The sequence below is a fragment of the Hymenobacter ruricola genome, assembly GCF_015694525.1.
Taxonomy (GTDB): Bacteria; Bacteroidota; Bacteroidia; order Cytophagales; family Hymenobacteraceae; genus Hymenobacter; species Hymenobacter ruricola.
The window spans coordinates 114,653-136,559 of record NZ_JADQDM010000010.1; the positions used below are offsets into that span (position 1 = coordinate 114,653).

The following is a 21,907-nucleotide window of genomic DNA, read 5'->3' on the forward strand; positions in this document are numbered from 1 at the left end:
GCCGAACCTTGGGCGCCGGCCGGTGCCAAACGCCGCCCGGCCGGGCCCAGCCGGGCACCCTAAGCGGGCAGGGTGATGACGAATTCGGTGCCCACGCCCACCCGACTTTCGACGGTGAGGGTGCCGCCGTGGCCTTTGGTCACGATGTCGTGCGAGAGCGAGAGGCCCAGGCCCGTGCCCTCGTCGGCGGCCTTGGTGGTGAAGAAGGGCTCGAACACCCGGGCCTTCACGCTCTCGGGCATGCCCGTGCCGTTGTCCCGCACCCGGATTTCGACGCCGTTGGGCACGGCCCGGGTGCTCACCGTCACGGCGGGCTCGTAGGGGCCGGGGGCGGCGCGCTGGCGCTCGCGCACGGCGTGGAAAGCGTTGGTGCACAGGTTGAGCAGCACGCGGCTCAGGTCGGGCCCCACCACGGCCACCGGGGCCAGGGCGGCGGCAAAGTCCTGGCCGAGCGTGGCCCGGAAGGTTTTGTCTTGGGCGCGCAGGCCCTCGTAGGCCAGTGTCAGGGCCTCCTGAGTCAGGGCGTTGAGGTCGCAGAGGCCGCGCGGGCCGGTGCCGGCGCGGGAGTGGGCCAGCATGTCTTTGATGATGGACGAGGCCCGCTGCCCGTGCTGGCTGATTTGCTGCAGGTTTTGCTTGAGACCGGCCAGGATTTCCTGCTCCAGGCCGGTGGCGCGGGCCGGCCCGGCGCCGTGCATGTCCTCCACGAGGTCAGTGCTGACTTCGGCAAAGTTTTTCATGAAGTTGAGCGGGTTTTGCAGCTCGTGGGCGATGCCGGCCGTGAGCTCGCCCAGAAACGCCATTTTCTCGGCCTGCACCAGCTGCGACTGCGTTTGGCGCAGCTGGTCGAGCGTGCGGCGGTTCACGCGCAGCTGGCGGTAGCTGAACGCGCCCAGCCCCGACACCAGCGCCACCGCCAGCAGGGCGCCCAGCAGCAGCCAGCCGCCGAGGCGCAGGCGTTCGGCCTGCACGGCCTGGGCCTGGCGCAGGTCGTTTATCTGGGCGTTTTTGGCTTGCTCCACCCGCTCGTTTTCGTACTGCGCCACCCGAAACGCCGCCTGCGCCGCGTCGAGGGTATCGACCAGGGCAATGTAGGCGCGGGAATAGCGCTGGGCTTCCACCAACTGGCCGCGCGCGTCGTAAAAAGCGGCCAGCTCCTGCAGGTAGCGGGGGCGTAGCTTGTCGAGCTTGGCGGCGGTGGCTTTCTGGTAGGCTCGCCGCCAATGGTGCTCGGCCTGCTGGTGGTGGCCCAGAGCGGCGTGGTAGCGGGCCCAAGTGGCATCCAGCTCAAACTCGCCCGGGCCGCCCGAAGCCGGCAAATCCAATGAGTCGTCGAGCTGCTGGGCCCGCCGGAGCAGGGGCCCGGCCGGGGCCGGCGTGCGCATCTGGAGCAGCACGGCCGCTTTTTGCACCAGGGCACAGGCGCGGTCCAACTGCCGCTCGTAGGGCTCCGCCACGTGCGCGGCCAGGGCCGAATCGGCCGAGCGCAGCGCCTCCGGGTACTGCCCCTGCTGCGCCCGCAGCCGCGACAGCGCCAGAAACGTGAACACCCGGTTGGTGCCCTGCACCCGCCGAAACTCGGGCAGGGCCTGGGCCTGGCTCAGGTACTGCACGGCCTTGGCGTGGTTGCCCCAGTCGGCGTACAGGCCGCCGGTCACTATCAGTTCGTTGATGTGCAGCTTGCGGCTGAAGCCCAGCGCCACGTCGGCCGCCCGCAGCGTGTGGTTGATGGCCCGGTTGTAGTCGCCCACGCGGCGGTAGTACGCGCCCTGCGACACGTAGCAGGCGGCCATGTTTTCGGCCGCGCCGCGCAGCTGGTAGTAGGTCAGCTTCTGGTCGTAGTAGCGCCGGCGCTCGGCCATTTGGTTGAGGCGGTTGTAAAACGTCACCGCATCCATCAGCAGCCACGGCACGGGCCGGTCGAGGCGGTCGAACCCGCTGATGGCGGCTTTGACGCTGTCGAGCGCGGCGGCGTCATCGCCGCGCTGCCGCAGCAGCAGGCCGGCGCGCAGCTGGCGGTAGGGGCCAGCCTGCAGGGCGGGTCGGCGCTGGTTGAGGGCCAGCAGCTGGTCGAGCAAGGGCAGGGCGGCGGCGTTGGTGGGGTGCAGGTCGAGCAGGTGCACCAGCGTGCGCAGCCGGGCCGAGTCGGCCGGCTGCCGGGACAGGGCGCGGGCCAGCGAGTCATAATCGGCGTCCCAGTAGCGCTGCTGCGCCTGCACGGCCCCGCTCAGCACCCACGCCGCCAGCACCGTAAAAATCCATTTCATGAGCAGCAACCAGCATAAAGGCCGAGAGGAAAATGACGGGCAAAACCGGCCGCCGTTGCCCCGATGCCAACGGCTCAAACCCCAAAGCTACACCCAGCGGCGCCAAGCCGTGAAGGGGCCGCAAAGATGAAGAAATTCCGCGCATCCGCCCAAGCCTGGCGCCGGATTTTCAGACGCCTTCAGGGGTTGCCAGGCAATTGATTTCCGGGTCCGGCTTTTACGTAGTTGCTTTGCTTTCCCGCGGGCTACCCGGCCCCGGCCCTGCCGCATGAACACCCAGGCCGCCGAAGAATTTATCGTGAACGAGCTGCGGCGCGGCCTCTCGCCCACGCTCTACTACCACGGCCTGCACCACACCCTCGACGTGGCTCAGGTAACCCAGGAGCTAGCCGCTGCCGAGGGCGTGACCGACCCCGAGGCGCTGGCCCTGCTGCACACCGCCGCCCTCTACCACGACGCCGGCTTTCTGACCACCTACCAGGGGCACGAGGCGCAGGGCAGCGAGCTGGCCCGGGCCACGCTGCCCGGCTTCGGCTACACCACCGGGCAAATTGAGCAGATTTGCGCCCTGATACTGGCCACCAAATACCCGCAGGAGCCCCACGGCCACCTGGCCGAAATTATTTGCGACGCCGACCTCGACTACCTGGGCCGCGACGACTTTGAGCCTATTTCCACCAGCCTTTTTCACGAGCTCACCGCCCGCCAGCTCATCGCCGATGAGCACGCTTGGTTTCAACTGCAGGCCGGCTTTTTGAGCAGTCACCATTTCTGGACGCCCACCGCCATTGGCCGGCGCGCGGCGCCCAAACAGGCCCGGCTCGACCACATCCGGCACCTGCTGGCCCACTAGCCCGGCGCCGCCCGGTAGCGCCCTCCGTGCAGCTCGTCGTCATTTCCCCGCCCCATTCGGTTGCGTTCGAAACGCAGCTGGCCACCAAAATGCTGGCCGCCGGCCTGGCCCGATTTCACGTGCGCAAGCCCGGGTGGGGCGCCGCCGAAACCGCGGCGTACGTGGCCGAAATCCCCGGCCAGTATCGTGCGCGGCTGGTGCTGCACGGGCATCATGCGCTGGTGAAAGAGTTGGCTCTGGGCGGGGCGCACCTCACGGCGGCCAGCCGGTCGGCGCACAGCTTGCCCAGGCTGCGCGCCGGCCAAACCATTTCCACCTCTTTCCACAGTCTGGCCGAAATTAAACAGCACCGGCGGCGGTACGACTACGTGTTCCTGAGCCCGATTTTCGATAGCATTAGCAAAAAAAGTTACGGGGCCGCTTTTGACTTAGGCGAGGTAGCCGCCACGCTGCAGAAGCTGCGGCAGCGCCCCGGCTACCGGCCGCAGGTGCTGGCTCTGGGCGGCATCGAATCGACCAATCTGGCCGCCGCGCAGCAGGCCGGTTTTGCGGGCGCTGCCGTGCTGGGCGCCGTGTGGCAAAGCCCCGACCCCGTGGCGGCCTTCCGGACCCTGCAATCAGTAATCGGCTAAGCCGTTGCGCAAGGAATACACTTCGCCAAAACCCCGCGCCAGTAGCTTCTGTGCGGCTTTTTGGCTGCGCACGCCGCTGGCGCAATGCACCACCACCGGCACCCCGGGCGTCAGTTCCGCCAGCTTCTCGCCCAGCTGCCCCAGCGGCATCAGCCGCCCACCGATGCTGCGCCGGGCGGCCTCGCGGGGCTCGCGCACGTCCAGCAATTGCAGCGGCCGGCCGCTTTGCTGCCAGGCTTTCAGCTCGTCGGCGCTGATTTCGGGGGCCCGCTGCGGGGCGGCTTCCAGGGGCAATTCCCCGCAAAATGCGGCGTAGTCGCGAGCCAGCCCGGTGAGCTGCTGATTGGCCGCCACGGCCCGGAAACGAATGGTTTGGAAGCGCATGCCCAGCGCGTCCACCATCAGCAGGCGGCCGCTCAGCACCTCGCCCAGCTCCAGGATGATTTTCAGCGCCTCGGTGGCCTGCATGGTGCCTACCAGGCCCGGCAGCACGCCCAACACGCCGATTTCGGCGCAGCTGGGCGCCTCGCCGGGGGCGGGCGGCTCGGGGTAGAGGCAGCGGTAGGTGGGGCCGTTCTGGTAGTTGAACACCGACACCTGCCCTTCAAACTTAAAGATGGCACCGAACACCAGCGGCTTGCCCGTGATAACGCAGGCATCGTTCACGAGGTAGCGCGTAGCGAAATTGTCGGAGCAGTCCACCACGATATCGTAAGCCGCAAACAACTGCAGCGCATTCGCGGCGGAGAGGTGCATTTGGTGCGTGCGCAGCTCAATGAACGGGTTCTGGGCGCGCAGCTTTTCGGCGGCCGCCACGGCTTTGGGCCGGCCCACGTCGGCGGTGGCGTACAGCACCTGGCGCTGCAGGTTGGAGTCGTCCACCGTATCAAAATCCAGCAGGCCCAGCGTGCCCACGCCGGCGGCGGCCAGGTATTGCAGCACGGGGCAGCCCAGGCCGCCGCAGCCCACCACCAGCACCCGGGCGGCCTTCATGCGCTGCTGGCCGGCCGCGCCGATTTCGGGCAGCAGCAGGTGGCGGCTGTAGCGATTGGTTTCGGCGGGGGAAAGGGCGAGGTCGGCGGGGTACATAGTGTTAAGAATTGACGTCATGCAGAGCGCTGCGAAGCATCTTTACCGCCACAGGTAAACCAACCGTCAAACGAAAAGGATTAGTGGCTGCGGCAAAGATGCTTCGCTGGCGCTCTGCATAACGAGCTCCTGATTCATTACCGCGCCAGCCCCACCAGCGTAGCGTCCCAGTCTTTCCATACGGGCTCGTAGCCCTGCCGGCGCAGCATGGCCGCTATTTCGGCGGGGCTGCGCTCGTCCGAAATCTCGAACTGCTCCAGCGACTCCGGCGCCACCGCGTAGCCGCCCGGGTTGGTCTTCGAGCCCGCGCTGATGCTGGTGATGCCCAGCTTCACCACGTGGTCGCGGAAAACCGGGCTTTCGCGGGTCGAAATCGACAGCTCCACTTCCTCGTTCAGCAAACGGTAGGCGCAAATGAGCTGCACCAGTTCCCGGTCGCTCATTTCCACCTTGGGCTGCAACAGCCCTTCCGCCGGCCGCAGGCGCGGGAAAGACAGGCTGTACTTGGTCTGCCAGTACGTTTTTTCCAGGTAATCGAGGTGCAACGCGGTGTAGAAGCAGTCCGTGCGCCAGTCTTCCAGCCCAATGAGCACGCCCAGCCCCATTTTGTGGATGCCGGCCCGGCCCAGCCGGTCGGGCGTGTCGAGGCGGTAGTTGAAGTTCGACTTCTTGCCTTTGGGATGGTGCTTTTTGTAGTCGTCGCGGTGGTAAGTTTCCTGGTACACCAGCACCGTGTTCAGGCCTTCCGGAATGAGGCGCTCGTAGTCTTCCTGGTCCAGCGGCTGCACTTCCATGGACAGGTGTGCAAAGTGCGGCCGCAGCGTGCGCAGGGCCTTTTCCAGGTAATCCACGCCCACGGTTTGGTTGGCTTCGCCCGTCACCAGCAGCACGTGCTCATAGCCCCAATCGTTGAGCACAGCGGCCTCCTGCAGCATTTCCACGCTGCTCAGCGTGCGCCGCGCAATTTTGTTATCGAGGCTAAAGCCACAGTAAGTGCAGATGTTCTGGCACTCGTTGCTCAGGTACAGCGGCGCGTACAGCTGCACCGTGTTGCCAAAGCGCTTGCGCGTGAGCTGCTGGCTAAGCTGCGCCATCTGCTCCAGATAGGGCCCGGCGGCCGGCGAAATCAGCGCCTTGAAGTCTTCCAGCGTGCGGCGCGGCGCGGCCAGGGCACGCTCCACATCGGCCGCCGTTTTGGCGTAGATGCTGGCTTTTACCTCGCCCCAGGGGTGGGCCTCGAATATCGGACGGAAGCTCATTCTGATAACTTTTCAAATTAAAACGTCATGCTTCGCTGCGCTCGGCATGACGTTCTTTATAAGCACATTCACTCTGACCATCACATATCCAGAAACGCCGTGAGCGGCGAGCTGGCCACCGCCTCAGCGTGCGCCACCGGCGCGGCCAGCCGCGCTTCATAGGCCATACGCCCCGCCTCCACCGCCATTTTGAAAGCCGTGGCCATGGCCACCGGGTTGCCGGCCACGGCAATGGCCGTGTTCACCAGCACCGCGTCGGCGCCCATTTCCAGGGCCGCCGCCGCGTGCGAGGGCGCGCCAATGCCGGCATCCACCACCACTGGCACCTTGCTCTGGCCGATGATGATTTCCAGGAATTCGCGCGTCAGCAGGCCTTTGTTCGAGCCGATGGGCGAGCCCAGGGGCATCACCGACGCCACGCCCACTTCCTCCAGGCGCTTGCACAGCACCGGGTCGGCGTGGATGTAGGGCAGCACCACGAAACCCAGCTTCACCAGTTCCTCGGCGGCTTTCAGGGTTTCGATGGGGTCGGGCAGCAGGTACTTGGGGTCGGGGTGAATTTCGAGCTTGAGCCAGTTCGTTTCCAGCGCCTCGCGGGCCAGCTGGGCGGCAAAAACCGCTTCCCTGGCCGTGCGCACGCCGGAGGTATTGGGCAGCAAGCTGAACTGCGGGTGCGACAGGTGCCGCAAAATGTCGTCCTCGGCATCGGCCACGTCCACCCTTTTCAGCGCCACCGTCACCAACTCGGAGCCCGACGCCAAAAGCGCTTTTTCCATTAGTACCGACGAGCTAAATTTGCCCGTGCCGGTGAACAGTCGGGAGCTAAAGGTGCGGTCAGCAATAACCAGATTTTTATTTAACATAATAATTAAATAGGATTTACGGTTGATAACTCTTTGACAAACAGCTGGGCTTCTCCGGTTGGGTCGGCAACGTTGCCGATAGCGCCCGACACGGCCACTCCGTGCAGCCCCGTTGCCAGCAAGCTTTCCACGTCGCCGAGCGTGATGCCGCCGATGCCGATGACCGGCACCGTAATGCCCACCGCCCGGCACTGCCGCATGATTTCGGCGTAGCCCGCCAGGCCCAGAATCGGGCTCAGGTTTTCCTTGGTGCTGGTGAAGCGAAACGGCCCCAGGCCCACGTAGTCGACGCCGGCCGCGGCCAAGCGCTGCACATCGGCAAACGTGTTGGCCGTGCCGCCGATGACGAAATTCGGGCCCAGCATCTCGCGGGCTTCGGCGGGCGGCATATCGTTGGCGCCCACGTGCACGCCATCGGCCCCGATTTCCTGCGCCAGGCGTGGGTTATCGTTGATGAGCAGCGTGGCGCCGTAGCGGCGACACACCGCCTGCGTGTCCAGCGCCAACTGCTTCCAGATGGCATCAGGCTGGTTTTTCACCCGTAGCTGCACCCAGCGCACCCCGCCCTGGCAGGCCAGCTCGGCCGCTTCGGGAGTGGACGCGATGTAATGTAGCGCGTTGATATGCATGGTGTTTAAGGATTGGAGAAATGAGATAGTGAGAAGTGAGACAGACGCCTTTAATCTTGGCTTATTGTCTCATGTCTCACGTCTCACGTCTCACGTCTCACATTTAAGAATGGTACCCCAGCAGCGTGTCGTTGCTGGCCAAAAAGGCCGTGGTGTAGTCCTTGGCGGCCCGGCAGGCATCCACCAGCGTTTTGCCTTTGGCCAGGTTGGCCAGCAACGCGGCCGAGAGCACGCAGCCGCTGCCGTGCTTCTCGCCGTGCGGCAGCCGCGGCGACGTAAAGGAATGCCATTGGCCGTTGGCAAACAGCACGTCGATGGCCTGCGCGCCTTCGTCGTGCCCGCCTTTCAGCAGCACCGGGCAGAAGGAGCTCACCACCTGCGCCGCGATGTCGGCGGCGGCTTCGTCGGGCCACATGCGCAGCATTTCGGGCTTGTTGGGCGTCACGAGGGCCATTTCGGCGCACAAGGCCTGCAGCAGGTTGCGGTCGGTTTTGCGGTGGAACTCGTAGCCGGCCGAGGCTTTCAGCACCGGGTCCCACACAATTTGCAGCTTGGGGTTTTGCACCTTCAGCCAGCCCACCAGCTCCAGCAGTTGCGGCAGGCTTTCCACCAGGCCGATTTTGATGAAGTCGACTTTGAAGCGGGCAAACAGAATGCGAATCTGCTCCCGGATTTCGGCCGCCGGCACCCAGTTCACCCGCTCAAACGAGACGTCGTTTTGCAGCGTGAGCGCCGTGCACACTCCCAAGCCGTACACGCCGTTCATTTCCAGCGTTTTCACATCGGCCAGCAGGCCGGCCCCGGCGCTGGGGTCGAAACCGGCAATGCTAAGGGCGAGAGGGCGCTTAGTGGGCATGGGTTTGAGCGGTGTAGAGGCGCAAAATATTGCGTCTCGTCGTTGAACGAGGACGCTGTAACGAAACCCGAACGGCGCGGCACCGGCCGTTCAGCGACGAGACGCAGAATATTGCGTCTCTACAGGTAAATCTCGCTGCCTTTTTCCACAAATTCACGCGACTTTTCCACCAGGCCCTGGGCCAGCACCTCGCTGGCGGTCAGGTCCTGCTTGGCCGCGTAGTCGCGCACTTCCTGCGTGATTTTCATCGAGCAGAAATGCGGGCCGCACATCGAGCAGAAGTGGGCCACTTTGGCGCCTTCGGCGGGCAGGGTTTCGTCGTGGTATTCGCGGGCGGTGTCGGGGTCAAGCGACAGGTTGAACTGGTCTTCCCAGCGGAATTCGAAGCGGGCCTTGCTCAGGGCATTGTCGCGGTACTGCGCACCGGGGTGGCCTTTAGCCAAATCGGCGGCGTGGGCCGCGATTTTGTAGGCAATAACGCCGTCTTTCACATCCTGCTTGTTGGGCAAGCCGAGGTGCTCTTTGGGCGTCACGTAGCACAGCATGGCGGTGCCAAACCAGCCAATCATGGCCGCGCCGATGGCCGAAGTAATGTGGTCGTAGCCGGGCGCGATATCCGTCGTGAGCGGCCCCAGCGTGTAGAAGGGCGCCTCGTGGCACTCCTTCAGCTGCTTGTCCATGTTCTCCTTGATGAGGTGCATGGGCACGTGGCCGGGGCCCTCAATCATCACCTGCACGTCGTGGGCCCAGGCAATTTTGGTGAGCTCGCCCAGGGTTTCCAGCTCGGCGAACTGGGCTTCGTCGTTGGCATCGGCAATGGAGCCGGGGCGCAGGCCGTCGCCTAGTGAGAAAGCCACGTCGTAGGCCTTCATGATTTCGCAAATTTCCTCGAAATGCGTGTAAAGGAAGCTCTCCTGGTGGTGCGCCAGGCACCATTTGGCCATGATGGAACCGCCGCGCGACACGATACCGGTCACGCGCTTGGCGGTCATCGGCACGTAGCGCAGCAGCACGCCCGCGTGGATGGTGAAGTAGTCGACGCCCTGCTCGGCTTGCTCGATGAGCGTGTCGCGGAACAGCTCCCAGGTCAGGTCTTCGGCCTTGCCGTTCACCTTTTCGAGCGCCTGATAAATCGGCACCGTACCCACCGGCACCGGGCAGTTGCGGATAATCCACTCGCGGGTTTCGTGGATGTTTTTGCCGGTGCTGAGGTCCATCAGCGTGTCGCCACCCCAGCGGCAGCTCCACACGGCCTTATCTACCTCTTCCTCAATGGATGAAGTCACGGCCGAGTTGCCGATGTTAGTATTAATTTTCACCAGAAAATTGCGGCCAATAATCATGGGCTCGCTCTCCGGGTGGTTGATGTTGGAGGGAATCACGGCGCGGCCGGCGGCCACTTCCTGGCGCACAAATTCGGCCGTGATGTGGCCCTCGGGCGTGTTGGCGCCGAAGCTGTGGCCGCGGTGCTGCGTGCGCAGTGGGTCGTCGGCGGGCAGTTCGTCGAAGCGCTGGTTTTCGCGGATGGCGATGTACTCCATTTCGGGCGTGATGATGCCCTGTTTGGCGTAGTGCATCTGGCTCACGTTGTGGCCCGGCTTGGCGCGCAGCGGCGCCGCGATGTGCTCGAAGCGCAGGTGGTCGAGGCTGGCGTCGGCGGCGCGCTGCTGGCCGTAGTCGGACGTGGTGCCGGTGAGGCGCTCCACATCGCCGCGGTCGAGAATCCACTGCTCGCGCAGGCGGGGCAGTCCTTTTTTCAGGTCGATTTCAACGTTGGGGTCGGTGTAGGGGCCGCTGGTGTCGTACACCGTCACGGGCGCGTTCTGCTCGGAGGGGAAGCCGAAATCGAACTTGCGCTCGGTGTCAGCCAGGGCGATTTCGCGCATGGCCACCCGGAGGTTGGGGTGCAGCTTGCCGGGCACGTAGATTTTGCGGGAGCCGGTGAGGGGCTGGCGCTCCACCAGCGTCTGGTGCGGGGCCTGGTCTTTCTTTTTCATCTATTATCGAAAGTGTGGCGGTGAGATGATGCTGGTTTGGCTTTTAAATTGTCTGTCATCCTGAGCGCAGCGAAGGACCTTATCACGTCAGAAATTTTGGGGATGCCCAACGGCGCAGTGGTGAAAAGTTCCTTCGCTACGCTCAGGATGACAGCCCCAATATCAACGATGTCTCACCCGCCCTGCGTGGCGCGAATAATCGTGACCCGGTCATGCTCGTGCAGCTCATGCGCGGCCCAGGCGGCGCGGGGCACCACTTCGTCATTCACGGCCACGGCCAGGCCGCGCTGCCCGGCTAACGCCAGGTCGGCGAGGAGCTGGGTAAGCGTCTGGGTATCGGCCGTTTCCTGGGGCGAATTGTTTACGTAGCAGACCATGGCAACCGGGTGAGTTGGCAGTGAAATCAATCCATAAACAATAGGGGTGACAACCGCCGAAAAGGCAGCCTGGGCACCGGTACTTTTCCCTTCGCCGGTATTAGCCGGAATCAGGTTCCAAGGGTATTATCTCAGCCGCGCCGAAGCGAAGCACCCCTAAAGTTTATGCCCAAATCTACACACTGCCGGGAAATAACCGGCGGGATGCAGTTGATTAAAATTATTGGGCCCAGCGGAGCGTGGCCGGCAACACTGGCGGCGCAAATTTTATTATCGCAGATGACGCTGAAAGCAAAAAATCCAATATCTTCGCTATATACGCTTTGCTTTCGACTTATCTTCTGGCTATGGTACAAAAAGCTCTACTTTTTTTCGTGTTGCTGGCGGCGCCCGTTGCGGCCTGGGCGCAGGTCGATTCCGTGCGGGCCAGCACGCTGCCCGGCCCGCAGCTGGCTGAGAAAGCTTACAACAGCGGCCTGGCCAGCTTCCAGGCCCAGAGCTACCCGGCGGCGCTGCGCAGCTTCGACCAAGCCATTGCCGCCAAGCCCGATTTTGCGGCGGCTTATACCAACCGCGCCGCCACCCGGCTGGAGCTAAAAGACTACCCGCAGGCCCTGGCCGACTACGAGCAGGCCCTGAAGCTGGAGCCCGGCAACTACGCTGGCTACTTCGGCCGGGCCCGCGCCCACGAGGCCCAAAACCACCTCCAGGAGGCCGAAGCTGATTATTCGGAAGCCGTGAAGGCCAAGCCCGACTACGCGCCGGCCTGGTACAACCGCGGCGTGCTGCGCTTCGAGAAAGGCGACTACCAGGCCGCCCGCGACGACTTCGACGGCGCCCTCAAGGCCGACCCCAAGCTGGCCTACGCCTACCACGACCGCGCCAGCGCCCAGCAGAAGCTTGGCAACTACGCCGCGGCGAACCAGGACTACACCCAGGCCCTGAGCCTGCAGCCCGACCTGCTGCCGGCCTTGCTCAACCGCGCCACCACCGAGCGCCACACCGGCCAGCTGCCCCAGGCCCTGAAAGACTACGACGCGTACCTGGCCAAAAAGAGCGACAACGCGTTGGCCTTCAACAACCGCGGCAATGCCCGCTTCGAAAGCAAGGACTACGTCGGCGCCATTGCCGATTTCACGCAGGCCATCAAGCTCGACGCCCACTACGCTTTCGCCTGGAATAACCGCGCCGCCGCCCAGCTCAAGCTGGAGAAATACGCCGAAGCTGCCGCCGACGCCAGCGAAGCCATCAAGCTGAAAGCCGATTACGCCGAAGCCTACCTCAACCGCGGCCACGCCCGCGAAATGCTCCGCCAAGCCGACGAAGCCTGCCAGGACTGGCGCAAAGCCGCCGCGCTGGGCCTGACGGTGGGCAACAACTATGCGGCCGCCGCGGGCTGCGCCGGCGAGGCGGCGGAGTAACCGCACGTCATGCAGAGCGCAGCGAAGCATCTTGCCCGCTACCAGTAATTATGACAATAGGAATGCGCTGCGCGGTAAAGATGCTTCGCTGCGCTCTGCATGACGGCCATATAAATCTTTGCACAATGTCCTTTTCTATTCGCCTCCTCTGCCTGCTCCTGCTCAGCGCCGCCCTGCCCGCGGCCGCCCAAAGCATCGCCTTCACCAAAGACAACTTTGGCGACAACAAGGAAGGCCTGCGCGACGCCAACCGCGAGCTGAAAGCCGGCGACGACGAGTACCGCGCCGACCCGCCGCGGTACGCCGCCGCGCTGCCCCACTTCCTGGCCGCCCAGCAATTCAACCCCAACAATGCGGGCCTGAACGTGAAAATCGGCGACTGCTACCTGCACTCGCCCACCAAAACTGCGGCCCTGCCCTACCTGCAAAAGGCGGCCAAGCTCGACGCCACGGCCGATGCCCGCACCCACTACCTGCTGGCCCGCGCCCTGCACCTGAGCGGCAAGTGGCGCGAGGCCATGGCCGAATACCAGCAGGCCCAGCCCGTGGGCAGCAACACCCGCAACGGCGACGCCGAAACCCTGACGGCGAATGATTTGCAGCGCTACCTGCAGCAGTGCCGCAACGGCCAGCAGCTGGCCGCCCACCCCACCCGCGTGTTTATTGACAATGCGGGGCCGGAACTGAATTCGGCCGATTCGGACTACGGCCCGGTGGTGTCGGCCGATGAGTCGACCATCCTCATCACCTCACGCCGGGCAGGCTCGACGGGCGGCAAGAAGGACCCCGAGGGCAACGGCTATTTTGAAGACATCTACCAGGCCTCCTGGCAGGGCAAAAAATGGAGCCGCGCCACCAACCTGGGCACGCCCGTGAACACCGACGACCACAACGCCACCGTGGGCCTGGCCCCCGACGGCCAGCGCATGCTGGTGTACGTGGGCACCAACGGCGGCGATTTGCTGGAAGCCAACCTCGGCGGCAGCGCCTGGAGCAAGCCCCGGCAGCTGGGCTCGCGCATCAACACCAAAAGCCACGAAACCTCGGCCAGCTACTCGCCCGATGGGCGCTGGCTGTATTTTGTGAGCGACCGGGTGGAGGGCAGCCTGGGCGGCTCCGACATTTACAAAGTGGACATGGAAGGCCGCACCCAGCCCGTGAACCTGGGCTCGGCCATCAACACCAGCTACGGCGAGGAAGGCGTATTCATGGCGCCCGATGGCAAGACGCTGTATTTTTCCTCGGAAGGCCACAACTCGATGGGCGGCTACGACATCTTTAAGTCGGTGTTTGAGAACGGCAAGTGGGGCGAGCCCGAAAACCTGGGCTGGCCCATTAACACGCCCGACGACGACGTGTTTTTTGTGACGTCGGCTTCGGGGCGGCACGGCTACTACAGCAGCGACCGGCCGGGCGGCCTGGGCGCGAAGGACATCTACCGCATCACCTTCCTGGGCCCCGAGAAGCAGCCCGTGCTCAGCGAAGAAGACCAGTTGCTGGCCTCCCGCCTGAACCCGGTGAAGCAGACCGTGCTGGCGCCCGCCGTGGCCGTGGCCACCGCCCAGGTCACCATCCTGAAAGGCACCGTGACCGACGACGCCACCAAGCAGCCGCTCGACGCCGCCATTGACCTCGTCGACAACGCCAGCGGCCAGACCATTGCCACGTTCCGCAGCAACGCCACCTCGGGCCGCTACCTAGTGAGCCTGCCCTCGGGCACCAACTACGGCATTGTGGTGCGGCAGGACGGCTATTTGTTTCATTCCGAAAACTTCGACCTGCCCGCCGGCGCGGCCTACGCCGAAGTCGTCAAGGACATTCCGCTGAAGAAGCTGGAAGTGGGCACCACCATCGTGCTACGCAACATTTTCTTCGACACCGGCAAGGCCACCCTGCGCCCCGAAAGCACCGCCGAGCTGGAGCGCCTGCAAAAGCTTCTCACCGAAACCCCGGCCCTGAAGCTGGAAATGGCCGGCCACACCGACGACGTGGGCGAAGCCGCCATGAACCAGGACCTCAGCCAGCGCCGCGCCCAGGCCGTGGTGACCTACCTCACGCAGCACGGCATTGCGGCGGCCCGCCTCACGGCCATGGGCTACGGCGAAACCCGCCCCGAAGTGCCCAACACCAGCAAAGGCAACCGCCAGCTCAACCGCCGCACCGAGTTTAAGGTGACGGCGAAGTAACGGCCCAGGCCACCACCCAGGCGCAACCGCGGGGAGCCGAAAACGCCTCCCTACCCTGCCATATTGACAGCAAAAACTGCCATAATCCCTCCTCGGAGGTCCGATTATGGCAGTAAAAGGTTCGGTTTTGGTACTCCGCAGGTCGAAACCGGACCTCTGAGCCCCGAAACCGGACCTTTGAGGCCCGGTTTTGGGGCTCAGAGGTGTGAAACCGCTTCTTTTAGGGTCGATTTCGACCTTTTGAAGGTTGGTTTCACACCTCAACGGTCCGAAATCGGACCCTCCGGCCGCCGCAACGGGGCCGGTGCCCGCCCCCAACAACCGAGCGAAACCGAGGCTTCGCCGAGGCGCCGCTCCGGCTAATCGGAAGCGTGGGCCGGCGCTCGCCCGTCCGCTCTACCTTGCAGCGTCAATCAAACTGCCTGCTGCGACAGGCTTCATTTCCGGCGTGAAACCACTTCTCCGCTTTGTGTACCGCCGCCGGCTGGGGCTGCTGTTGCTGGCCATGCTGGGCGGCCTGCTGCTGCTCACGCGGCCGGCGCAGGCGCAGCGGGTGTTTTTGCAGCAGTTTGGGCCGGCCGAGGGCTTGCCGACGCCGTTTGTGTACGCGCTGCTACAGGACCGGCAGGGCTACCTCTGGCTGGGCACCGGCGAGGGCCTGATTCGCTACGACGGCACCCGCTTCGTCACCTTCACCAAAAAAGACGGGCTGGCCGAGGATTTCGTGGTGTCGCTGCGCGAAGAGCCCGCCACCGGCCGCCTCTGGGTGGGCCACTACCAGGGCGGCGTTTCGGTTAAAAACAACGCGGCGGGCCCCTTTGCGCCCGCTAAGCCGGCCGCTGTGCCCAGGGCCCTGGGCCTGCGCGCCGACGGCCCCCCGCCCGTCGACACCGCCGCCATCGGCCGCTACCTGCGCCGCTACCGCATCGAACTGCCCGAAGGAACCGAGGCCATTTGCCTGCTGCACGACCGCGAGGGCAACACCTGGTTGGGCACCGCCGGCCAGGGCCTCTGGCGGCATTCCGACCGCCACCTGCGCCTGGAGCCGCAGCCCGCCGGTGCCCGCGGGCAAGTTCCGGCCCTGGCCACGGTGCCGCTCAAGCGCCGCAGCGAAGCCTGGGGTACCTTCGGCGGCAACCGCTTCTTCCAGCTGCAACCCAACAGCGTAGCCCCCTTCACGGGCAGCAATGGCTTGATTCCGCCCCTGCCCGGCGAGCCGGTGAAAGCCCTGCTGCCGCGCCCGGCGCGGCTGGGGGGCGGCTTTTGGCTGGGTACTGCCGCGGGGCTTTACCTGGTGCCTACGCCCGGCCAACCGGGCGAGGCAGTGCCGGGCTTGTCGGGCGGCAGCGATTTTGAAGTCACGGCCCTGGCTTACGCGCCCGGTACCGGCCTGTGGGTGGGCACCGCCGCCGATGGCCTCTACCTGCTACCGGCCGGCCCGGCGCAGCCTTTGCGCCACTTCACCACCGCCGATGGCCTGCTCCACAACACCATTACGGCCCTGCTGGCCGACCACACCGGCCGTGTGTGGGTGGGCACCCACGGCACCGGCCTGGCTTATTATGAGCCCGGCAGCGGCCAATTCGACTACTTCCGCCTCACCCCCGCCGGCCTCGATGCCAGCAGCTTCGCCGAAGACGCCGACGGCCGCCTGTGGGTGGCCACCGAAGGCCAGGGCCTGCTCTGCCACGAGCCCTCGGGCCGCTGGCAGCAGCTGGGCGCGACCCAGGGCTTGCCTTCGCCATACATCTACGGCCTGCTGCCGCTGCCCGGCGACGCCACGGGCCCGCGCCTGCTGCTGGTGCACCGGCAGGGGCTCACGGTGCTGCACGCCCGCACCCAGCGGTTTTCTTCCTTGGCGGCGCCCGACAACCTGCTGGTGCGCGACTGCCTGGGCCCGGCGGCCCTGGCTCACCACCCCGGCAGCGGCACCGTGGCCTGGCTGAACACCCGCGCCGGCCTGCTCCGCCTCGACCTCACGGCGGGCCTGCGGCAGCTTGCCGCTCCGCCGCCGGGCCTCGCCCTCATCGGGGCCGAAGTAGACGGCGAAGCCCGGCCCGTGCAGGCGCTGGGCCAGCTTTCGGCCACCCGCCACCGGGTCGCGTTTGCCTTCGAAGGCATCAGCCTCACCGCCGGCGAGCCCTTGATGTACCAGTTTCGCCTGCGCGGCCTGTCCGATGAATGGAGCCGCCCCAGCCGCGCCGGCGAAGCCCAGTTTCCGGGCCTCGACGCGGGCCGCTACGAGTTGCAGGCGCGGGTGCGGCGCGGCAGCAGCGGCCCCTGGAGCCGGGTGGCCACGTCGGGTTTCAGCATTGCCACGCCGTTTTGGCGCACGTGGTGGTTTGCCGCTTTTGCGGTGCTGAGCGCGGGCGGGCTGGTTTTTGGCTTGGTCCGATTCCGGGAGCGCAGCCTGCGCCGCACGCAATACGTGCTGGAGCGCACCGTGCGCGAGCGCACCGCCGAGCTGCGCCGGCAAAAGGCCCACATCGAAGACATCAACGCCGATTTGGTGGTAGCCCGCGACGCGGCCGAAGCCTCGCGGCGGGCCAAGGCGCAGTTTCTGGCCAACATGAGCCACGAAATCCGCACGCCGATGAACGCCGTCATCGGCCTTACCAACCTGCTGCAGGCCACCCGGCCCACCCAGGAGCAGGGCGAGTACCTCACGGCCATTGAGTCGTCGTCGCAAAACCTGCTCGTTATCATCAACGACATCCTCGACAGCTCCAAGATGGAAGCCGGCAAGCTGTCGCTGGAGCAGGTGCCCTTTCGCCTGCCCGAAGCCGTGCGCCGCCTCGGGGCCATGTTCAAGTTTGCCACCGAAAGCAAAGGGCTGGCGCTGCATATTAACGTGGCCGACAACGTGCCCGCCGCCGTGCTCGGCGACCCGGTGCGCCTGAACCAGATTCTGGTTAACCTGGTCGGCAACGCCATCAAATTCACCCGCCAGGGCAGCGTCACGGTGACGGCCAAAGTGGTGTCAGGAAACGAGTCGGATGAGCATTCGCTCATTCGCTTCGCCGTGCGCGACACCGGCATTGGCATTCCGGCCGATAAGCTGGGGGCCATTTTCGAGGATTTCTCGCAGGCCAATACCTCCACCACGCGCGAATTCGGCGGCACCGGCCTGGGTTTGAGCATTGCCCGCAACCTCGTGCAGCTGCACGGCGGCCAGCTTGGCGTGCGCAGCGAAGAAGGCCAGGGCTCGGAGTTTTTCTTCGAGCTGCCCTACGAAGTGGCCGATGCCAGTGCCGCCCAGCCCGATGCCCACGCCGGCCTGCTCACGCCCTTCGAGCCCGCCCTGCACGTGCTGGTGGCCGAAGACAACGCCCTCAACCAGCTCGTAGCCCGCAAGACTTTGGAAGCCTGGAACGTGCAAGTCGTCATCGCCGAAAACGGTCGCCTGGCCGTAGAAGCCGCCAGCGCCGCGCCGCACGCCTTCGACGCCGTGCTGATGGACGTGCAAATGCCCGAAATGGACGGCTACGAGGCCGCCCGCCGCCTCCGCGCCCTCTTCCCCGACGCCGGCCAGTTCCCCATCATCGGCCTCACCGCCTCCGTGCTACCCGAAGACCGGGTGCTGGCCCTGGCCGCCGGCATGAACGACACGCTGGCCAAACCCTTTGAGCCGGCCGTACTCTACGCGCGCCTGGCGCACTTCACGGGGCGAGCTTTAGGGCAAGAGGGTACGGGGGTAGAAGGGCATAAGGGTACTGATTCATTGGAAACAACTCCTACCCTCCTCCCCCCGCACCCTCCTACCCTAAAACCCGACTGGCACCTGTTGGAAGAGCTGGCCGGCGGCAACGAAGGCTTCCTGCGCCAGATTGTGGCCACTTTCTTGGCCGAGGCGCCGGCGCTGGAAGCCGTGCTGGCGGCCACCTGCCCCCACGACCCCGCTGCCCTGGCCCGCACCGCCCACAAGCTGAAAGGCCAGGTGGCCTACTTCGGCGTGCCGGTGCTGCACACCCAGCTCGATGAGCTGGAACGCGCCGCGCGCCACCCCGACTGCCCCTACTGCGCGCCGCTGGTGGCTTCCGTCCGCCAGCAGCTGGCCGAGCTGTACCCGCAGCTGGAAGCCCGGGCATCAACTTAAAAATCAACCGCAGAGCTTACTTTCGTCAACCCAAGCCCCCTGTTTTCTTCTTTATGTCTACTACGAACCTGCGTTGCCTGGTTGTCGACGACGACCCGCTTTCGGTGCAAGTGGTGCTCAACTGCATCACCAACACGCCTTTCCTCACCGCCGTGGGCAGCTTCACCAACCCCGTCGAAGCCGCCGAATCGTTGCGCACGCAGCCCGTCGACCTGCTCTTTCTGGACGTGGAAATGCCCCTGATGTCGGGCATCGAGTTGCTGGGCACCCTGCAACACCCGCCGCTGGTGGTGCTCATCACCAGCAGCAAAGACTATGCGGTGCAGGCCTTTGAGCACGCCGTGGTCGACTACCTGGTGAAGCCCGTGAGCTACGCCCGCTTTCTGCAAGCCGCCCAAAAGGCGCTGGAAATGGCCGAGCGCCAGCCCGCCGCCGAGGCCGACGCCATCCAGGCCTCGGGCCCCAACGCCGAATTTACCTTCGTGAAGGTGGACAGCAAGCTCGTGCGCGTCACCTTTGAGGAGGTGCGCTACGTGGAGGCGCTCGGCGACTACGTGCACATCATCACGGGCAGCAGCAAGCTCATCGTGTACAGCACCATGAAGGCCGTGGAGGAGAAATTTCCCAGCCGCCGCTTTGTGCGCGTGCACCGCTCGTTCATCGTCAACGTCAACCACATTCAGGCGCTGGAAGACAACTCGCTGGTGGTCGAAAACAAGCACATTCCGGTGGGCCAAACCTATCTGCGCGAGGTCATGCAGCGCCTCAATAAGTTTTAACCCTGTTTTCCTGACCATGCGTTTCTTTCCGAGAGCTTTCCGCCGCACGGCGGCCCTGGTTTCGCTGCTGGGCCTGGCCGGGTTTGGAGCGCGGGCCCAGCAGGCCGGCGACACCACCAGCGTGAGCTGCGGCCCGCCGCTGCCGCGTATGCTCTGCGTCGACCTCGACGGGCGCCCGTCCGTGGACGAAGCCGCCGGCCCTTTCACCTACCAGTGGCAGATGGGCGACGGCACCACCCTCACCGGCCCCCTGATAACGCACTGTTATAAGGAACGCAAGAATTACGTGGTGCAGCTCGACGTCATCGTGGACAAAACCGGCGAAGTGCGCCGCGGCCAGAAATACATCCCCGTCAACCTCGTGCAGCAGGACGTGGTCGATTTCACCGCTGCGCCCGCCCGCGTGCGCGTGGGTCAGCCCGTGTCCTTCGCCTCGCCCGAAGCCCAGCTTCTTTCCTGCAATAACGTGCAGTACGTGTGGGACTTTCGCGACGGCACCGTGCAGCAGGGCCGCACCGCCCAGCACGTGTTCCGCCGCGCGGGCACCTACGCCGTGCGCTTCAGCATGCGCGGCTACGGCTCCCAGGCCTGCATCAGCAGCCACTGCGTCGCGCGCGAAATCGTGGTTGAGCCGTAGCAGTGGCTATTAAAAGAGAAGCGGGACTAATCGGCCGGGAGAGCCCGCGCCAAGTAGTCCCGCTTCTCTTTTTATGCTTCTGCTTCGTTTGAAATCGGGGCTCCCTCGCGCAGCAGGCCCAGCACCAAGGCCCACAGGTGTTCGTAGGGAATGATTTCGACTTCGGCGAAAGCTTCGCCGGGCGGGGCCGTGTCCTGCAGCTGTTGCAGCAGCGCCTTGCCCCGCTCCGACGCCTTGCGGGCATCGAAGTTCTTGTCCACAATCACCTGCAGCAACCGCAGAAACAGCCGGCTGCGCACCGTGGTGGGCTCGTAGAGGTGCCGCTGCTGGTACTTGCGCAGGCGTTCGAGGCGCAGCAGCACGGCTTCCAGGTTGCGCTCGCGCAGGAAGTGCAGCAACTGCAGCACCAGGATGGCCACGTTGTGCCCGCGCTTGTCGCGGCTGTACTCGGGCAGTTGCAGCACCCACTGGGCCATCTGGCGCTGCCGGGCCGTGGAAGGCCGCTGCGGCGGCAGCACAAAGTCGATGTAGGCCCGGTACAGGTCCCAGCGCTGCAGGGCCGAGTCGCGCTGAATGGTGTACGCCGGGTTTTTGGTAATGATTTCCATCAGCTGCTGGGCCCGCTCGTAGCGCTGAGCGTGCAGGGCCAGCAGCACGTGGTGCTCCTGAAAATAAAACCAGTTGTTGGACGACGGGTGAAAATCCCGGTTGTATTCTTCGGCCAGCCGCAGGCCCTGCACCGCCTGGCGGCTGCGTAGGTAAGCGTAAATGCTCATGAAGTGGTTGAAGCGGATGTCGAACCGCCGCGCGTTGAGCTTGCCGTCGCGCAGGCGCCGCGACGCCGCCGCCGTCACCCGGATAATCTCCTGGTAGTTGCCCTGCAGCTCTTCGTAGGCCACTCGCGCGCGGTACATGGCATTATACGTCCCAAAGCTCTGGGCCTTGCGGTGCAGGCCGTCGAGGTGGGCCAGGCGGTCGGGCATGAGCAGCAGCACCTTGCGACGCGCAGCCACCGTCGAGTTCAGGGCCAGCTTGGTGTCGGTGTAGAGCTGCTCGGCCTCGTCTTCCCAGGCCAGCACCTGCTGCGCCCGGGCCAGTACTTTGATTATCTTGTTATACTGCACCGTCTGCCGCTGCTCGGCATATAGGTTGCGCAGCATGCGGACGCACTGCACCTCGTACTGCGTAAACTCGCCCTTCCGGGCCAGCAGCAGGCAGCGCTGCAACAGCCTTTCCGACAGCTTGTACTCGCGCTCGGCGTATAGAATACTTACCTTGTGCAGCATGTCCAGGCATTCGAGCTCGTAGCGCCGCGACACCAGGTGGCGAGCGTCCGAGTGGTCCAGGAAATACAGTTGATTGAGCAGCTTGCCCCGCACCCGCGACTGCAGTTTTTGCAAAGCACGCACGTTGGCGGTCGTCGCCCGGCCATAAAGCGCCTTCACCACCTGCAGTTGGGTGGCGTCGGGCGTCTTGGCCAGCGTGGCCACAAATTGATTTTCCTTGTTCGGCTGGCGGCTGTGCAGGTCCAAAACCGGTAAAGAAGACAAGCTTCTAGATGTCACAATTCGCGCCAAATTCGCAATTTCATTCATCTAAAAAGGGCCTCTATGATGCATTACAAGCCTTTTGCCAAAAAACACCCCTCGAAAACCGACGTCACAATTACAGGGATTCTTTCCTTTTTTCATTGCCAACCGCCCGGCAACATTTGTATCGTGATTTTTTGTGAAGATTTAAGGCGTTCGACGTCACAAATTGGGCATTTTTTCTGAAATGCCTTCGAAAAAAACTTTATTTAAATCCTGATAAGACGAGTCCCAATTTTTTTTCTCATTATAATTATTTTGCTTATTACTTAAACACAAGTCACATTTAGGGCAATATTGTCCTTTTTTACGGTAGTGGACCACCTCAACTTTGTGTCACTCAAACATCTGACACACCTTTTTAATCCATTACCACC

Annotated in this window: 16 protein-coding genes and 1 riboswitch; of the genes, 7 read left to right on the top strand and 9 right to left on the bottom strand. The window is 64.4% G+C overall.

Annotated features, from left to right (window positions below):
• Nucleotides 1-59: 59 nt before the first annotated feature.
• Complete coding sequence (locus I2H31_RS17650; RefSeq protein WP_196294378.1) at nucleotides 60-2,267, bottom strand: sensor histidine kinase; 2,208 nt, start codon at nucleotides 2,265-2,267, stop codon at nucleotides 60-62.
• A gap of 268 nt (nucleotides 2,268-2,535) precedes the next feature.
• On the opposite strand from I2H31_RS17650, the gene I2H31_RS17655 reads away from it, so the two are divergent.
• Both I2H31_RS17655 and I2H31_RS17660 read left to right on the top strand, forming a co-directional pair.
• Nucleotides 2,536-3,120 (top strand): HD domain-containing protein, encoded by a 585-nt coding sequence (locus I2H31_RS17655; RefSeq protein WP_196294379.1) that lies wholly within the window; start codon nucleotides 2,536-2,538, stop codon nucleotides 3,118-3,120.
• A gap of 26 nt (nucleotides 3,121-3,146) precedes the next feature.
• Entirely contained in the window at nucleotides 3,147-3,752 is a 606-nt protein-coding gene (locus I2H31_RS17660) for a thiamine phosphate synthase (RefSeq protein ID WP_196294380.1), read from the top strand.
• On the opposite strand, the gene moeB is transcribed toward I2H31_RS17660, so the two are convergent.
• The 7 genes from moeB to thiS all read right to left on the bottom strand — a co-directional run bounded on the left by moeB (nucleotide 3,738) and on the right by thiS (nucleotide 10,822).
• Nucleotides 3,738-4,841 carry a molybdopterin-synthase adenylyltransferase MoeB gene (gene moeB / locus I2H31_RS17665; protein WP_196294381.1) on the bottom strand — a complete coding sequence of 368 codons (1,104 nt, stop codon included), beginning with the start codon at nucleotides 4,839-4,841 and terminating at the stop codon, nucleotides 3,738-3,740. The two genes, I2H31_RS17660 and moeB, sit on opposite strands and share 15 nt — an antisense overlap.
• A 137-nt stretch (nucleotides 4,842-4,978) precedes the next feature.
• Complete coding sequence (gene thiH, locus I2H31_RS17670; RefSeq protein ID WP_196294382.1) at nucleotides 4,979-6,100, bottom strand: 2-iminoacetate synthase ThiH; 1,122 nt, start codon at nucleotides 6,098-6,100, stop codon at nucleotides 4,979-4,981.
• 80 nt (nucleotides 6,101-6,180) lie between these two features.
• Nucleotides 6,181-6,963 (bottom strand): thiazole synthase, encoded by a 783-nt coding sequence (locus I2H31_RS17675; RefSeq protein ID WP_196294383.1) that lies wholly within the window; start codon nucleotides 6,961-6,963, stop codon nucleotides 6,181-6,183.
• A 5-nt stretch (nucleotides 6,964-6,968) separates the two neighbouring features.
• Nucleotides 6,969-7,592, bottom strand: a complete 624-nt coding sequence (locus tag I2H31_RS17680; RefSeq protein ID WP_196294384.1) for a thiamine phosphate synthase — start codon at nucleotides 7,590-7,592, stop codon at nucleotides 6,969-6,971.
• Nucleotides 7,593-7,695: 103 nt separating this feature from the next.
• Nucleotides 7,696-8,448, bottom strand: coding sequence for a bifunctional hydroxymethylpyrimidine kinase/phosphomethylpyrimidine kinase (gene thiD, locus I2H31_RS17685; protein WP_196294385.1), 753 nt, complete (start codon nucleotides 8,446-8,448; stop codon nucleotides 7,696-7,698).
• A 119-nt stretch (nucleotides 8,449-8,567) separates the two neighbouring features.
• Complete coding sequence (gene thiC / locus I2H31_RS17690) at nucleotides 8,568-10,445, bottom strand: phosphomethylpyrimidine synthase ThiC (protein ID WP_196294386.1); 1,878 nt, start codon at nucleotides 10,443-10,445, stop codon at nucleotides 8,568-8,570.
• A gap of 173 nt (nucleotides 10,446-10,618) precedes the next feature.
• Nucleotides 10,619-10,822 (bottom strand): sulfur carrier protein ThiS, encoded by a 204-nt coding sequence (gene thiS / locus I2H31_RS17695; RefSeq protein ID WP_196294387.1) that lies wholly within the window; start codon nucleotides 10,820-10,822, stop codon nucleotides 10,619-10,621.
• A 69-nt stretch (nucleotides 10,823-10,891) separates the two neighbouring features.
• A riboswitch (TPP riboswitch) is annotated at nucleotides 10,892-10,990 on the bottom strand.
• A 179-nt stretch (nucleotides 10,991-11,169) separates the two neighbouring features.
• Here thiS and I2H31_RS17700 point away from each other — a divergent pair.
• From I2H31_RS17700 to I2H31_RS17720, 5 genes are all read left to right on the top strand, one after another.
• Nucleotides 11,170-12,243, top strand: coding sequence for a tetratricopeptide repeat protein (locus tag I2H31_RS17700; protein ID WP_196294388.1), 1,074 nt, complete (start codon nucleotides 11,170-11,172; stop codon nucleotides 12,241-12,243).
• A 125-nt stretch (nucleotides 12,244-12,368) separates the two neighbouring features.
• Nucleotides 12,369-14,429, top strand: a complete 2,061-nt coding sequence (locus tag I2H31_RS17705; protein ID WP_196294389.1) for an OmpA family protein — start codon at nucleotides 12,369-12,371, stop codon at nucleotides 14,427-14,429.
• 448 nt (nucleotides 14,430-14,877) lie between these two features.
• A complete protein-coding gene (locus I2H31_RS17710; RefSeq protein ID WP_196294390.1) occupies nucleotides 14,878-18,525 on the top strand; it encodes a hybrid sensor histidine kinase/response regulator in 3,648 nt (1,215 codons plus the stop codon).
• A gap of 53 nt (nucleotides 18,526-18,578) precedes the next feature.
• Complete coding sequence (locus I2H31_RS17715; protein ID WP_196294391.1) at nucleotides 18,579-19,304, top strand: LytR/AlgR family response regulator transcription factor; 726 nt, start codon at nucleotides 18,579-18,581, stop codon at nucleotides 19,302-19,304.
• 16 nt (nucleotides 19,305-19,320) lie between these two features.
• Nucleotides 19,321-19,941, top strand: coding sequence for a PKD domain-containing protein (locus I2H31_RS17720; protein ID WP_196294392.1), 621 nt, complete (start codon nucleotides 19,321-19,323; stop codon nucleotides 19,939-19,941).
• Nucleotides 19,942-20,012: 71 nt separating this feature from the next.
• On the opposite strand, the gene I2H31_RS17725 is transcribed toward I2H31_RS17720, so the two are convergent.
• On the bottom strand, nucleotides 20,013-21,473 hold the full coding sequence (locus tag I2H31_RS17725; RefSeq protein ID WP_196294393.1) for a hypothetical protein: 1,461 nt from the start codon (nucleotides 21,471-21,473) through the stop codon (nucleotides 20,013-20,015).
• Nucleotides 21,474-21,907 lie beyond the last annotated feature (434 nt).